This is a genomic window from Aliinostoc maniaoense, assembly GCF_058172895.1.
This window is the reverse complement of the sequence record NZ_CP187952.1, coordinates 2,063,906-2,078,350: the sequence shown is the minus strand read 5'-3', so window position 1 is coordinate 2,078,350 and position 14,445 is coordinate 2,063,906. Positions and strand designations below refer to the sequence as shown.

Sequence of the window (14,445 nt, the reverse complement as noted above, 5' to 3'; positions counted from 1 at the left end):
TTCAAAATTAAAATTTTATCTTGTATAAATCAAATAATTCTCCCGTTAATCGGGTGACAATTTTTGCTCCAGATGTTTTGATGGCTTTCTCCCACTCAGCCACAGGTTCTAAAAATACTTCTGCACCTAAATAAGTTTCTAATACCGCCCAATCTTCTGCTAACGGATGTTCGGGGTTGAGAATATCAAATACAAATAATCCACCGGGCTTTAATACGCGCTTGACTTCTGTGAGGACAGCACTCCAATATTCTAGGGGAAAATAACAGCTAAATCCGGTAGCGATCGCTAAATCAAATGTCCCTGCATCATAATTTAATTGATGGGCTGCCCCTAATTCCACTCCTTTAAATAATTTAGAATTTAACTGTGAACCACGAGAATTTAAAGTATCTCGCGCCACATTACTAATTTCTTGACCGTAAAAAAACGCCTGCCAATCACGCCAAGGATAAATCAAAAAGCTAACACCGCAACCAATATCCAAACAGTGCTGATTTTTTTGGGGTTTGGCAATTTCCCAAAACGACGAAACAATTCTTCCCGTCAACAGTCCCGATTTCCATTCTTGAAATATAGGCATCGCCTGCACTTCTTCGGGTAATTCAAAAGGCTGATTTTGATACTGTTTATTAAACCGAAGTGCAACCTGCGCTATGCGCTGCTGCCATTTTTCTTGTTGAGAATTGAGAGAAAATAGAGAATTGTGGGAAGGATTTTTAGACATTTTACGTATTGGGCATTGGGAATTGGGCATGGGGCATAGGGCATGGGGCATTGGGTATTGGATTTTACCCCTATACCCCTACACCCCTACACCCCTACACTAGGCTGTTGACTCTGTACCTTTTTTGGGATTTTGTCCATGCAAAAAATGTGCGTAGTTACGATGGCTGAAACTGTGTTTTGAGAAGGCTTTGAGGCACAAATTAAACATCGCGTACAAAATTACTAAAAACCGCCCAAATTTCAACAAAGTCAACAGCCTACCCCTACACCCCTAATAATCTACTTCACCCCTAATAATTCCACATCAAACAACAGGGTAGCGTTAGGGGGAATTACGCCACCTGCACCGCGAGAACCATAGCCTAATTCTGGGGGGATGATTAATTGACGACGACCACCGACTTTCATCGTGCTGAGTCCTTCATCCCAACCTTGAATCACTTGACCAACGCCAATGGTGAAACTAAAGGGACGATTGCGATCGCGGGAACTATCAAATTTAGTACCATCTTCTAAAGTACCGGTGTAATGTACTGTCACCGTTTGCCCCTTGCTAGGGGTTGCACCAGTTCCTTCTTCTAGTTCTACATACTTTAAACCAGAAGGGGTAGTAATGGCATTGGCAGCATCAGACATATCATTGCTCGCTATTAAGGTATTGTTTTCTTTAACGCTTGTGGCTACTGGTGGAGTAGTTGTAATCACAGTCCCAGCAATAGCAGATTCCTGCTTACCGCCAATTTGTGACAACACTAAAACTACAACACAGACCAGCATGATACCCACGCTGAGTAAAATTGCTTTCAAAATTAGCCCTCCCAACAGGGATAGTTTGGCAATCAAAATTACCAACAGGACAAAATTAGTTTAAAACACAAGCTGATCCTAACGCCAAAGCTTATTCTCTAAATCTCTCACTTGACGTTCCAAGCGGTCAATTCTTCCCCGCAGTTCATCCACCTCCGACTGACGCGCCACACCCAAATCCTGCATCATATTCCGCATTTGTCGTTGCATTTGCACCTCCCAAGTTCCCTGCTCAGACTTTAAATGCTCTACAATGTCATCCATCACAGTTTTTGCTTGCTCAGGATTCAGCTTGCCATCCTTCACCAATTCATCGCCAACTTCCTTCAGTTTCTCCGCCACCAGAGAAGTTGTCCCAATACCAAGCATCATGAGTTGCTGCAACCAGTTGTTGCTGTCCATACTTCCTTCCTGTTACTTATTTCAAACCAGCTGATCTTTGCTTGTAAGTGAGTGCAATCAAGCTATGCTGGAAGTTTAGTTACTCTAGCCTACAACTCTATTTTGGCAAATTGGCGAACACACGGGGTGAAACAGTATGGTTATAGAATTTCTTAAGTTTAAAGTTGCTCCTGAGACACGAGAAAATTATCTCCAACACGATGCAGCCATTTGGACAACCGCCTTAGCTAAGTATCCAGGTTTCTTAGGTAAAGAAGTATGGCTTAACCCCCAAGATCCCACAGAAGTAACATTGATTATTCGTTGGGAAACTCAAGCACAATGGCAAGCCATACCCTCAGAAGATTTAGCCGCCATAGAACAAAAATTTACCCAAGCCGTACCTAATAACCATCACCTAATAGAATCAAAAGAATATCAACTATGGTAATTCACCCTCAATTCTCCGCGTACCTCTCTCTTGAAAAGTTTCCTACGGCGGGAAACCCTCCTCCAGAACTTTTCGCTGCGCTTACCTTCCTCCCCTCTGCGTTTAAAATCCTCTCAACATTCCTTTCTGCAATTATCTTAAAATCCACAGCCATTTCCTTATCTCTTAGATATACTCAAAATCAAAACCTCAACCAACACAAACATGATGTTAGATTGGTTAGCCGTTTGGGGTATAACTCAAGCTGTCGGATTTGCTTTTAAATCCATCTTTGAAGAATTAGCCAAAGATGCTGCCAAAGACTGGGCGAAAGACTTATTAAAAAGTATTCCTAGCAACATTTTACAGCAACTCCAACCAGAAGATATCGACATTGCGGCAGGGAAAGCCTTAAAAGAGTTCTTGCAATTAATGCAGCAAGAATTAGAAGATGCAGACTTAGATGAAACAGAACTGCAAAAATATAATCAAGTTTTAAAGAAATTTCTCACCAATAAATCTATCAAACAAATTCTTGGTGAACCTTTTCAACCCAATTGTCAAACCATAAATGCTAAAATTTTAGCTAATACATGGCATGAAATGAATTTACCTCGTCTTCCCCAACAATTCGATTGGGAAAGATTAGCGAAACGTTATCTTAAAAAAGTCAAAGCCATTATTCGGGAATCAGATCAATTACGTCCCATTCTAGATTCCCAATATTTAGAATCCTTAAACAATAACCTACTAGAAATTAAAGGTATTACGCCAGATTTTGACCTGAAAAAATACCAAGAGGGACTACGCGAACGCTACGGTAATCTCAAATTAGATAGTTTAGACACGACTGGTTACGCCTACAACGAATTAAAGTTATGGCGGATGTTTATTCCTCAACAAATCCGGGAAGTGCATCAGGTATTACCCCAAGTACACGAACTACCGAAAGAACATCTCAAACGACTACGAGACAGTAAACAACTAGATGAAGAAATTACCTCAGAAACTCTAGAATACTACAAGCAAATTTATTTTGCACAACCCACTACTTCCGTCTTAGATATTATCAACGAAACCCAAACTTATAAATATATAGTTATTCTCGGAGATCCTGGATCGGGTAAATCAACATTATTGCAATTTTTAGCCTTAAATTGGGCAGAAACACCACTGAATAATGTAGTTTCCTCACCAATTCCCTTATTAATTGAGTTACGTACCTATATCCGCAGACGCGAAAATCATGAATGTCATAACTTCTTAGAATTTTTTCATCAATGTAGTGGTATAGTTCACCATCTCAATCAAAATAAACTCCACGAACAACTCAAAGCTGGTAATGCTTTAGTCATGTTTGATGGTTTAGATGAAGTATTTGATATTGGCAAGCGCGATGATGTGATCACCGATATTCATCGTTTTACGAACGAATATCCTAATGTTAGAGTCATTGTGACTTCTCGTGTAATTGGCTATAAACCCCAACGTTTACGGGATGCAGAATTTCGGCATTTCATGATTCAAGAGTTAGAAGCAGAACAAATCCAAGATTTTATTCACCGTTGGCATGAACTAAACTTTAAAGATCCCCTCGATAGATTAAGAAAAAAGGAAAGATTACAAAGGGCAATTGATACCTCAAAAGCCATCACTGAATTAGCAGGAAATCCGCTATTATTAACAATGATGGCAATTCTCAACCGCAACCAAGAATTACCCAGAGATAGAGCCACATTATACGAGCAAGCATCACGGGTACTACTACATCAATGGGATGTAGAAAGGGCTTTAGTAGAAGATTCTCGCCTAGATCCCAAAATCATTGATTATAAAGATAAACAGGCGATGTTACGGCAAGTTGCCTATCATATGCAAACCAGTGCTAAGGGTTTAGTCGGTAATTTAATTAGTGCCAAAGATTTAGAGAAAATCTTAACTCGTTATCTTAAAAATCTGGAATTTGAACAACCAACAAAAGCTGCTAGAGTAATGATGAATCAACTCAGGATTCGCAACTTTATGCTGTGTTTTGTCGGTGCAGATTACTATGCTTTCGTGCATCGCACTTTTTTGGAATATTTTTGTGCGTGGGAATTTGTCTGGCAGTTTAAAGAAATTCAAGTTTTATCGATTAAGGGACTCAATTGTGAGGTATTTGGTAAACACTGGCAAGATGAAACTTGGCATGAGGTATTACGCTTAATTATTGGTATGATTGAGCCGAGATTTGTGTGTGAAATCATTGATTACTTAATGGCTCAAAATGGTGAACAAGAAAAATTTATTAACTTATTTTTAGCCGCTAAATGTCTAGCAGAAGTGAGAAATCGCCTGCTAGTAGCTTCAGTATCTACAAAATTACTGGAAAAAATTAAAGCTTTAACTAAATATGACTTGGAATATTATTACCAACCTTATTTAGACGCAGAAGAAACTCAGCTAGTTCAAGAAATTCGCACAAAAGCTGTGGTTTGTGTGGCGACAACTTGGAAAGATGACCCAGAAACTTTACCTTGGCTCAAACAATTAGCCACAGCTGATAATAATGATTATGTGCGTCGTGCAGCGTTGCAAGAGTTAGCCAGAGGTTTTAAAGATGATCCTGATACTCTCCCTTGGTTGAAACAACACGCCACCAGCGATAATGATTGGACTGTGCGCCAAGCTGCTGTACAGGAATTAGCCAAGGGTTTCAAAGATGACCATGATACCCTGTCTATTCTCCAAAAACGCGCGATCGCAGATCATAGTGAATATGTCAGACAAGTAGCAATTCAAGAATTAGCCAGGGGTTTTAAAGATAACCCCAGTACCTTATTTTGGCTGAAAAAACGCGCCACAGTCGATCAATATGGGACTGTACGCCAAGCTGCCGTGCAAGAATTAGCTAGGGGTTTCAAAGATGACCCCAATGTTCTCCCTTGGTTGAAAAAATGCGCCACCAGTGAAGATTGGATGGTGCGCCAAGCTGTCATCCAGGAATTAGCCAAAGGTTTTAAAGATGATCCTGAGATTTTAACTATCCTCAAACAAGCTGTCACAGCTGACGAGAATGAATATGTGCGACAAGCAGCCGTACAAGAATTAGCCAAAGGTTATAAAGATGAGCCAGATACTCTCTCTATTTTGAAACAAACTGCGATCGCTGACCAATATTCCGATGTCCGCCAAACCGCAGTCCAAGAATTAGCCAGAAACTTCAAAGATGACCCCCATACCCTCCCCTGGTTGAAACACCACGCCACGGTTAGCGAGGATAAATATGTGCGCCGCGCCGCAGTTCAAGAATTAGCAAAAAGCTTCAAAGATGATTCTGATACACCTATCATCCTCAAACAACGAGCCGTTATTGATACCTATTCCGATGTTCGCCGCGCCGCAGTGCAAGAATTAGCCAGAAACTTCAAAAATGACCCTGATACCCTCAGCATCCTCAAACAACGGGCTATTACTGATAATAACGAATCTGTACGCCGAACAGCTCTCCAAGAATTAGCCAGGGGTTTCCATCATCACCCCGATACTCTCCCCATTCTCAAAAAATGTGCTAAATCTGAGAAATATCCAGATGTACGCCAAGCCGCATTACAAGAATTAGCTACAGGATTTCCCCATGATTCTGAAACCCTTTCCATCCTGACCAAACGTGCTACCTCTGACAAGTATGCAGATGTCCGACAAACCGCTTTGCAAGAATTAGCTAAAGGGTTTCCAGATAACTCCGAAATATTTCAGGTATTCTACCACTGTGCTATTCATGATCCCTTTATCCGTGAGTACAACTTTCAACATAACCCCCGACAAGTAGCACTAGAAATCATCATTGAACATTACCTTGACTATCCCCAGACAATACCACTATTACGCGACAGAGCCGAACACGAACCAGATGAACAAGTGCGCGAGTTTCTGCATAAACAACTCCTAGAGTTGGGTTTAAGTAGAACGACTTGAAAAAACCAAACTATATGAAGTAATGTAAAAAAAATGTATTTAGTTCGTAGTAAGGACTTTAGTCCTCTCATAAGGACTGAAGTCCTTACTACAAACCTTTAATTATTTACACCGTTCTACTTACAGTATCTAGAAAATAATATCATAGAGGAGGAATAGTGCTGATGATAGTGAATAAAACAGCATAAATATAAGCAATTAACTCATTAATTACTGTGCGGACACCTTCACTATAAATCCACCATTGTTGAGGATTGTACCCTTGACTTTCCGGTGCAATTATACCCACCTTAATTTCTGGAGAAAGCACTTTTTGAAAAATTAGCCAACTCCTACGAGCATGAGCGTCCCAAGACACAAGATTAATAGATTTAATCCCCAATTTTGATTGAGCAATCCACTTGCGTACTTCGATTCCAGATATATAGCTTCTGTCCTTTAAAACTGGCGGTGTAGGAATCGCCAATATCTTGTCTGCATCCACACCAATCTTTCGTAAAGTAGCTGCTGCAACTTCTGCAAAATTCTTGTATCCAGTTAGATATGTGCCTTTTTCTAAATTACCCCCAGTAGTAATAATCATTTGATAACTACTAGAATTAAATTCATTTACAGCTTGTTGAATCGCATAATCTGGTATCCAGCCTTCTATCACTAATGCGTCTGCTGATTTCAGTGGCGTATTCACAGCCAGGAATGGATGCAAATTAGTGATAGTGAATAATATTAAATATACAATTAAAGACAGTGTAAATACCCACCCTTGCCAGGTGGGTATCCAAACTTCTTGACGCTTAAATAACCTAATTTTCGAGTGTTTTTTAGATAAACGATGTTTTCTGAGCATTAAACGCTGACCGATGACTTGTGTTTTAAATAACTAAACACAGACTTGTCACCAATATCAGGAGGAATTGCTTGTATTGCTTTACGCACAGCAAATGCTAAAAATAAAATTGCCCAAGTTGCTAGCAAAAATTGTTCGGCTTGAATAGGTAAAATCCCAAATAAATGCCCTAATAATAGCAGAGGGACTATGACCGTTAAAACTTTAGTTTCTGGACGATTAAAGCAAAATGCTTCTTTAAAATAAATTCCTGTCAAAGCAGCGAAGGTAAACCCCACACCAAATAAGGTTAGTGGTTGATTGTAAACGGTAATCGCCAAGGGTTGACTATCATAATGCCCTATGACCAATGCAGAAATACTACCAATCAACCAAAATACTTGCAATAATCTATGCAACGATGCCATATAAATATGGATTGTTAATAAACTCACACCCAGAGCTAAACTAAAGCAAGTATACAAAGGGGTAAGTGCTGGAATAAAACTTAATTGATGGTTAAACAATACTAAAGCACTGGCGATCGCAAAGCTCAATGCAGCTACCATTAACCCAGCACGATAGATAATTACACCTGTGCGATCGCTTTGAGTAATTGTAAACTCCCCAAACTGACCTTGATAAACTTCTGGTTGTGACACTGTTGGCGTAGTCATAGAACAATCAAAATCCAGTTTTCATTTTTCCAAACATCAGCCAAGACTATTAGCTGACAGGCCAATTGTACTATGAGCAACTAGGAATAACTATTCTGGTAGTTATCCAAAAAAACAACTTCCAATGTGTGATACAAATTAATTTGCATCTGCAAATGTGCATTACCCCCATTAATAGCAATTTCTACCCAGCCATGACTCCCCACTAAAGCCGTCACCTCCCCAACCGCAACATCACTGTAAGTTTGACAGCCTAGAATCATTACGCCCTGAACTTGCACACACCATTTTTTCCCATGCACATAACTCTCTGGAATATTACTCACTAAGTTGCCAAAGTGATCTATATATTGAATACAGCCCACAACACCAGTTGTTGTTTCATCGCACTGGTTAACGTTAATTTTTACTAAGTTAGCTGGATCAATTGCTTGTCCTAGTTGTTGTAGTGCAACACCACTAGCCAGATGAGCCGCCACAGGTGCAAAAATATCTCTACCGTGGAAAGTCTTGCTAGGCTGAGGAGTTCTCCAATATTGGGGATTAGTGAGTTCAACGGCTGCAATAGCTGGATTTTGTGCCAATACACCACTAAATAAGCCATTATCAGGCCCTACCAAAAACCCTCCTGCAAATTGTACAGCGATCGCCTTTCTTTGACTCCCCACCCCTGGATCTACCACTCCTAGATGTACTGTTCCTGGGGGGAAATAGGGACAAGCATTCATCAAACAAAACCTCGCCACAGCAATATTTTGGGCTGGAACATGGTGCATCAAATCCACCATCTGCAACTTTGGGTTGATTTGGGCAATCACCCCTTTCATTACCGCCACATAAACATCGCGATCGCCAAAATCGCTTAACAGGGTCAAAAGTGGGTGATTTACCAGATTTTGCAACATAAGAATCAAGGTAAATGTATATTAAATTAAAAATTTCTGTAACAAAGACTACGAAATTTGTGCTATGTTAGTAATAACAGATATAAAGAAAAAAATTACAGAGGTTAACCACTATGGGACAAAATAGGCTCAGAGCCATGAGTGCGTCTAAGGAAGTACACAAACAAAATATTCAAAGAAACATCGAGCATCGCTTAGAAGTAGCTAAAGCTAATGGTGATCAAAGGCTAATTCGGCAATTAGAAGCTGAACTGAAGTATTTTAGCTAAGGTCAATTTTTCATTGTTCATAGTGTTGTTGTGTGTAATCCCGCCTAGGCGGGTTTTCTATTATTCTGGAATTGAAATCTCCAAAAATTTAACCCCTCCATAAATTAATATGAAGGGGTTAAATTTATAAAATAAAAACCTGGCACTGAGCGATTGTGGCAGGAGGCAACCCTCCAACTATCGTAGCCGCAGCAGCGTTTCACCTCTGAGTTCGGGAAGGGATCAGTGTGGTTCCACCGCGCCATAAGCACCAGGAAAGACAGTGAACAGTGAGCAGTTATCAGTTATCAAACAACTGTCACCCATTCAGAAACCCTGAAGACTGCAAGAAACGCGAATTGCCAATGATTATGAGGTCAAGCCCTCGGTCTGTTAGGACTCCTCAGCTACATACATTACTGCACTTCCACTTAGAGCCTATGAACGGGTGTTCTGCCCGTGACCTTACCTACTTTTCGTAGTGAGAACACTCATCTTGAGGTGGGCTTCCCACTTAGATGCTTTCAGCGGTTATCCGCTCCGAACTTGGCTACCCAGCGTCTACTGTTGGTACAATAACTGGTACACCAGCGGTTCGTTCCTCCCGGTCCTCTCGTACTAAGGAGGAATCCTCTCAATGTTCTTACGCCTGCACCGGATATGGACCGAACTGTCTCACGACGTTCTGAACCCAGCTCACGTACCGCTTTAATGGGCGAACAGCCCAACCCTTGGGACGTACTTCCGCCCCAGGTTGCGATGAGCCGACATCGAGGTGCCAAACCTCCCCGTCGATGTGGACTCTTGGGGGAGATCAGCCTGTTATCCCTAGAGTAACTTTTATCCGTTGAGCGACGGCCATTCCATTCTGCGCCGTCGGATCACTAAGGCCTACTTTCGTACCTGCTCGACTTGTCGGTCTTGCAGTCAAGCTCTCTTTATGCCTTTACACTCGCCGCACGGTTTCCAAGCGTGCTGAGAGAACCTTTGCGCGCCTCCGTTACCTTTTAGGAGGCGACCGCCCCAGTCAAACTGCCCACCTGAAACTGTCCTTCTACCGGATAACGGTAGCAAGTTAGAATCCTAGCTTCGCCAGAGTGGTATCTCACCGTTGACTCCATATCCCCCACAAGGAATATCTCTTCGTCTCCCACCTATCCTGCGCAAGCGAAGCCCGGACACAATTCCAGGCTACAGTAAAGCTTCATAGGGTCTTTCTGTCCAGGTGCAGGCAGTCCGTATCTTCACAGACATTCCTATTTCGCCGAGTCTCTCTCTGAGACACCATCCAGATCGTTACGCCTTTCGTGCGGGTCGGAACTTACCCGACAAGGAATTTCGCTACCTTAGGACCGTTATAGTTACGGCCGCCGTTCACCGGGGCTTCGGTCGTCAGCTTCATGTTACCACTGACCAACTTCCTTAACCTTCCGGCACTGGGCAGGCGTCAGCCCCCATACTTCCTCTTTCGAGTTCGCGGAGACCTGTGTTTTTGGTAAACAGTCGCCTGGATCTCTTCACTGCGACCAGCTCTCGCTGGCACCCCTTCTTCCGAAGTTACGGGGCCATTTTGCCGAGTTCCTTAGAGAGAGTTATCTCGCGCCCCTTGGTATTCTCAACCTCCCTACCTGTGTCGGTTTCGGGTACGGGTAATCTACTTTCATCACATTCCTAGCTTTTCTTGGCACTATCCTTCCCCACTCGGAGTTCGTAAACTCCTCCCAAACCAATCAGGGTGTGGCTATCTTTCATGCGTCCCTAGCAATGCTCCAGTACATTAGTCAGGGATTGTTGACCCTGTGTCCATCGACTACGCCTTTCGACCTCGCCTTAGGTCCCGACTAACCCAGAGTGGACGAACCTGGCTCTGGAACCCTTAGGGTTTCGGGGCATTGGATTCTCACCAATGTTTGCGCTACTCAAGCCGACATTCTCACTTCCGTTTCGTCCACAGCTGCTCGCCGCTACTGCTTCTTCCTACCACGGAACGCTCCCCTACCGATTAATGTTTAGTTAATCCCACAGCTTCGGTACATCGCTTAGCCCCGTTCATTTTCGGCGCAAGACCGCTTGACTAGTGAGCTATTACGCACTCTTTCAAGGGTGGCTGCTTCTAGGCAAACCTCCTAGTTGTCTTTGCAGTCTCACCTCCTTTCTCACTTAGCGATGATTTGGGGACCTTAGCTGGTGGTCTGGGCTGTTTCCCTCTTGACAATGAAGCTTATCCCCCACTGTCTCACTGGCAATGTGTTCTCTAGGTATTCTGAGTTTGTCTCGATTTGGTACCGGTCTCCCAGCCCGCACCGAAACAGTGCTTTACCCCCTAGATATATTCATTACCGCTGCGCCTCAACACATTTCGGGGAGAACCAGCTAGCTCCTGGTTCGATTGGCATTTCACCCCTAACCACACCTCATCCGCCGATTTTTCAACATCGGTCGGTTCGGACCTCCACTTGGTTTTACCCAAGCTTCATCCTGGACATGGTTAGATCACCAGGGTTCGGGTCTATAAATACTGATTATCGCCCTCTTCAGACTCGGTTTCCCTTTGGCTCCAGCTACACCGCTTTAACCTACCAGTACCTATAACTCGCCGGCTCATTCTTCAACAGGCACGCGGTCATCCGTTTAATCGGACTCCCACTGCTTGTAAGCTCACGGTTTCATGTTCTATTTCACTCCCCTTCCGGGGTTCTTTTCACCTTTCCCTCGCGGTACTTGTTCTCTATCGGTCACACAGTAGTATTTAGCCTTACGAGATGGTCCTCGCTGATTCACATGGGATTCCTCGTGCCCCATGCTACTCGGGATTCAACTACTATCCTTAAGTTTTCGACTACAGGACTTTCACCTCCTCTGGTGCAGTATTTAGCTGCTTCGTCTAACCTCTAGATTCGATATCGTTGTCCCTCTACCCCAAAAGATATATCCTTTGGTTTAGGCTTTTCCCCTTTCGCTCACCACTACTTAGGGAATCTCTTTTGATTTCTTTTCCTCCAGCTACTAAGATGTTTCAGTTCGCTGGGTTGGCTCTTTCCTGTCTATATATTCAACAGGTAGTATTTAGGGTTTCCCCATTCGGATATCTCCGGCTCTATGTTTGCTTCCAACTCCCCGGAGCTTTTCGTCGGTAACCACGTCCTTCTTCGCCTCTGTGTGCCTAGGTATCCACCGTTCGCTCTTATTAGCTTGACCACTTTACATTGGTTTCTATCCGCAAACACTCGAATTTTTCTTGAAGATTCTTGTGTCTGCCTGCTATAATCGCGTTTCTATGCAGTTTTCAAGGTTCTGGCTGGATTTACCCAGCAGTCTAACTTCCGTTAGTTGCTGACTTTTCCTCTTTCTTTTCATGTGGAGGTTAGCGGACTCGAACCGCTGACATCCTGCTTGCAAAGCAGGCGCTCTACCAACTGAGCTAAACCCCCCAACCGAATTTTCGATTTTGGATTTGCGATTTTCGATTGAACAATACAATCTAAAATCTAAAATCGGCAATCTAAAATTCTTCAGGTGGGCCATCCTGGACTCGAACCAGGGACCTCACCCTTATCAGGGGTGCGCTCTAACCACCTGAGCTAATAGCCCATACGAACCTCATTATTAGTTTGAAAGCCTATTCAACCTCTGCGACCGACCTAGAGTAGACCATCTCAGTCTCTATTTGCTTTTTGCTTCGGCTTTTGGCTTTTGGCTTTTGGCTTTCGATTTCTGATTTGGGTAGGTCTCCCTAAAAAGGAGGTGATCCAGCCACACCTTCCGGTACGGCTACCTTGTTACGACTTCACCCCAGTCACCAGTCCTACCTTAGGCATCCCCCTCTCCGAAGAGTTGAGGTAATGACTTCGGGCGTGACCAGCTTCCATGGTGTGACGGGCGGTGTGTACAAGGCCCGGGAACGAATTCACTGCAGTATGCTGACCTGCAATTACTAGCGATTCCTCCTTCACGAAGGCGAGTTGCAGCCTTCGATCTGAACTGAGCTACGATTTCATGGATTTGCTTCACATCGCTGTGTCGCTGCCCTTTGTTCGTAGCATTGTAGTACGTGTGTAGCCCAAGACGTAAGGGGCATGCTGACTTGACGTCATCCCCACCTTCCTCCGGTTTGTCACCGGCAGTCTCTCTAGAGTGCCCAACTTAATGCTGGCAACTAAAAACGAGGGTTGCGCTCGTTGCGGGACTTAACCCAACATCTCACGACACGAGCTGACGACAGCCATGCACCACCTGTGTTTGCGCTCCCTAAGGCACTTTCCCCTTTCAGGGAAATTCGCAACATGTCAAGTCTTGGTAAGGTTCTTCGCGTTGCATCGAATTAAACCACATACTCCACCGCTTGTGCGGGCCCCCGTCAATTCCTTTGAGTTTCACACTTGCGTGCGTACTCCCCAGGCGGGATACTTAACGCGTTAGCTCCGGCACGGCTCGGGTCGATACAAGCCACGCCTAGTATCCATCGTTTACGGCTAGGACTACTGGGGTATCTAATCCCATTCGCTCCCCTAGCTTTCGTCCCTCAGTGTCAGTTACGGCCTAGTAGCACGCTTTCGCCACCGGTGTTCTTCCTGATCTCTACGCATTTCACCGCTACACCAGGAATTCCTGCTACCCCGAACGCACTCTAGCTCTGTAGTTTCCACTGCTCTTATGAGGTTGAGCCTCACTCTTTAACAGCAGACTTTCAGTGCCACCTGCGGACCCTTTACGCCCAATCATTCCGGATAACGCTTGCATCCTCCGTATTACCGCGGCTGCTGGCACGGAGTTAGCCGATGCTTATTCCTCAAGTACCTTCAGAACTTATTCCTTGAGAAAAGAGGTTTACAACCCAAGAGCCTTCCTCCCTCACGCGGTATTGCTCCGTCAGGCTTTCGCCCATTGCGGAAAATTCCCCACTGCTGCCTCCCGTAGGAGTCTGGGCCGTGTCTCAGTCCCAGTGTGGCTGATCATCCTCTCAGACCAGCTACTGATCGTCGCCTTGGTGCGCTCTTACCACACCAACTAGCTAATCAGACGCGAGCTCATCTCTAGGCAATAAATCTTTCACCTTCCGGCACATCCGGTATTAGCCACCGTTTCCAGTGGTTGTCCCCGACCTAGAGCTAGATTCTCACGCGTTACTCACCCGTCCGCCACTAAATCCTAAGATTCCGTTCGACTTGCATGTGTTAAGCATACCGCCAGCGTTCATCCTGAGCCAGGATCAAACTCTCCGTTTTGTATAGAATCGTTTGTTTAGCTCTTTCTTTGGCTGCTCTTTTTACACCTCAGCCTGGTGTTGTATTTTTCTTGACGCAGGCTAGTTGTTTTTTTCTGGCTTTCAAACTATAATTTTTTCAAGGTTCGGTCGTCCCGGACTGCGCTTCGTCGCGCTCGTCTCTCAGGCACTTATTCAATATAGCTAACCCTCTTGGGATTGTCAACTCTTTCCTCTAACTTTTTTTGTCTCTTTTTTCTTCTGCTCCTAACTCCCCACTGT

9 protein-coding genes, 2 tRNA genes and 3 rRNA genes are annotated in these 14,445 nt (G+C 43.8%); 3 read left to right on the top strand and 11 right to left on the bottom strand.

Translation table 11 applies throughout. The features are described 5' to 3' along the window. Positions 1–7: 7 nt before the first annotated feature. The 3 genes from ACPZ3T_RS09245 to ACPZ3T_RS09235 form a co-directional block, all read right to left on the bottom strand. A complete protein-coding gene (locus tag ACPZ3T_RS09245; RefSeq protein WP_490277166.1) occupies positions 8–727 on the bottom strand; it encodes a class I SAM-dependent methyltransferase in 720 nt (239 codons plus the stop codon). 281 nt (positions 728–1,008) lie between these two features. After that, positions 1,009–1,536: an FKBP-type peptidyl-prolyl cis-trans isomerase gene (locus tag ACPZ3T_RS09240; protein WP_490275441.1), complete on the bottom strand. Its 528-nt coding sequence runs from the start codon at positions 1,534–1,536 to the stop codon at positions 1,009–1,011. Positions 1,537–1,614: 78 nt separating this feature from the next. Beyond that, positions 1,615–1,938 (bottom strand): phasin family protein, encoded by a 324-nt coding sequence (locus ACPZ3T_RS09235; RefSeq protein ID WP_490275439.1) that lies wholly within the window; start codon positions 1,936–1,938, stop codon positions 1,615–1,617. Between the two features lie 136 nt (positions 1,939–2,074). On the opposite strand from ACPZ3T_RS09235, the gene ACPZ3T_RS09230 reads away from it, so the two are divergent. Together ACPZ3T_RS09230 and ACPZ3T_RS09225 are read left to right on the top strand one after the other, a co-directional pair. After that, positions 2,075–2,368: a TIGR03792 family protein gene (locus ACPZ3T_RS09230; RefSeq protein WP_490275437.1), complete on the top strand. Its 294-nt coding sequence runs from the start codon at positions 2,075–2,077 to the stop codon at positions 2,366–2,368. Positions 2,369–2,572: 204 nt separating this feature from the next. Continuing rightward, entirely contained in the window at positions 2,573–6,304 is a 3,732-nt protein-coding gene (locus ACPZ3T_RS09225) for a HEAT repeat domain-containing protein (protein ID WP_490275435.1), read from the top strand. Positions 6,305–6,446: 142 nt separating this feature from the next. On the opposite strand, the gene ACPZ3T_RS09220 is transcribed toward ACPZ3T_RS09225, so the two are convergent. The 3 genes from ACPZ3T_RS09220 to ACPZ3T_RS09210 form a co-directional block, all read right to left on the bottom strand. Then, positions 6,447–7,151, bottom strand: a complete 705-nt coding sequence (locus ACPZ3T_RS09220) for a YdcF family protein (RefSeq protein ID WP_490275433.1) — start codon at positions 7,149–7,151, stop codon at positions 6,447–6,449. After that, positions 7,151–7,807 (bottom strand): DUF2301 domain-containing membrane protein, encoded by a 657-nt coding sequence (locus ACPZ3T_RS09215; protein WP_490275431.1) that lies wholly within the window; start codon positions 7,805–7,807, stop codon positions 7,151–7,153. The genes ACPZ3T_RS09220 and ACPZ3T_RS09215 overlap by 1 nt, the downstream gene beginning before the upstream one ends. Positions 7,808–7,887: 80 nt before the next feature. Then, positions 7,888–8,712, bottom strand: a complete 825-nt coding sequence (locus ACPZ3T_RS09210; protein WP_490275429.1) for an SAM hydrolase/SAM-dependent halogenase family protein — start codon at positions 8,710–8,712, stop codon at positions 7,888–7,890. Between the two features lie 113 nt (positions 8,713–8,825). Between ACPZ3T_RS09210 and pirA the strand changes: the two genes are divergently transcribed. Next, positions 8,826–8,981, top strand: coding sequence for an arginine synthesis PII-interacting regulator PirA (gene pirA / locus ACPZ3T_RS09205; protein WP_490275427.1), 156 nt, complete (start codon positions 8,826–8,828; stop codon positions 8,979–8,981). A gap of 137 nt (positions 8,982–9,118) precedes the next feature. Here pirA and rrf read toward each other — a convergent pair. The 5 genes from rrf to ACPZ3T_RS09180 form a co-directional block, all read right to left on the bottom strand. Beyond that, positions 9,119–9,236 (bottom strand): 5S ribosomal RNA (gene rrf / locus ACPZ3T_RS09200). A 97-nt stretch (positions 9,237–9,333) separates the two neighbouring features. Next, positions 9,334–12,158: ribosomal RNA gene (locus tag ACPZ3T_RS09195) — 23S ribosomal RNA — on the bottom strand. Positions 12,159–12,318: 160 nt separating this feature from the next. After that, a tRNA-Ala gene (locus tag ACPZ3T_RS09190) sits at positions 12,319–12,391 on the bottom strand. Between the two features lie 86 nt (positions 12,392–12,477). Next, a tRNA-Ile gene (locus tag ACPZ3T_RS09185) sits at positions 12,478–12,551 on the bottom strand. 146 nt (positions 12,552–12,697) lie between these two features. Then, a 16S ribosomal RNA gene (locus ACPZ3T_RS09180) occupies positions 12,698–14,185 on the bottom strand. Together the 16S, 23S and 5S rRNA genes with 2 tRNA genes alongside form the textbook arrangement of a ribosomal RNA operon. Positions 14,186–14,445: the final 260 nt, after the last annotated feature.

What these genes read in the sequence shown, in the direction of transcription:
- ACPZ3T_RS09245 (WP_490277166.1), bottom strand. Translation starts at nt 727, where the DNA reads ATGTCTAAAAATCCTTCCCACAATTCTCTATTTTCTCTCAATTCTCAA.
- ACPZ3T_RS09235 (WP_490275439.1), bottom strand. Translation starts at nt 1,938, where the DNA reads ATGGACAGCAACAACTGGTTGCAGCAACTCATGATGCTTGGTATTGGG.
- ACPZ3T_RS09230 (WP_490275437.1), top strand. Translation starts at nt 2,075, where the DNA reads ATGGTTATAGAATTTCTTAAGTTTAAAGTTGCTCCTGAGACACGAGAA.
- ACPZ3T_RS09225 (WP_490275435.1), top strand. Translation starts at nt 2,573, where the DNA reads ATGATGTTAGATTGGTTAGCCGTTTGGGGTATAACTCAAGCTGTCGGA.
- ACPZ3T_RS09220 (WP_490275433.1), bottom strand. Translation starts at nt 7,151, where the DNA reads ATGCTCAGAAAACATCGTTTATCTAAAAAACACTCGAAAATTAGGTTA.
- ACPZ3T_RS09215 (WP_490275431.1), bottom strand. Translation starts at nt 7,807, where the DNA reads ATGACTACGCCAACAGTGTCACAACCAGAAGTTTATCAAGGTCAGTTT.
- ACPZ3T_RS09210 (WP_490275429.1), bottom strand. Translation starts at nt 8,712, where the DNA reads ATGTTGCAAAATCTGGTAAATCACCCACTTTTGACCCTGTTAAGCGAT.
- pirA (WP_490275427.1), top strand. Translation starts at nt 8,826, where the DNA reads ATGGGACAAAATAGGCTCAGAGCCATGAGTGCGTCTAAGGAAGTACAC.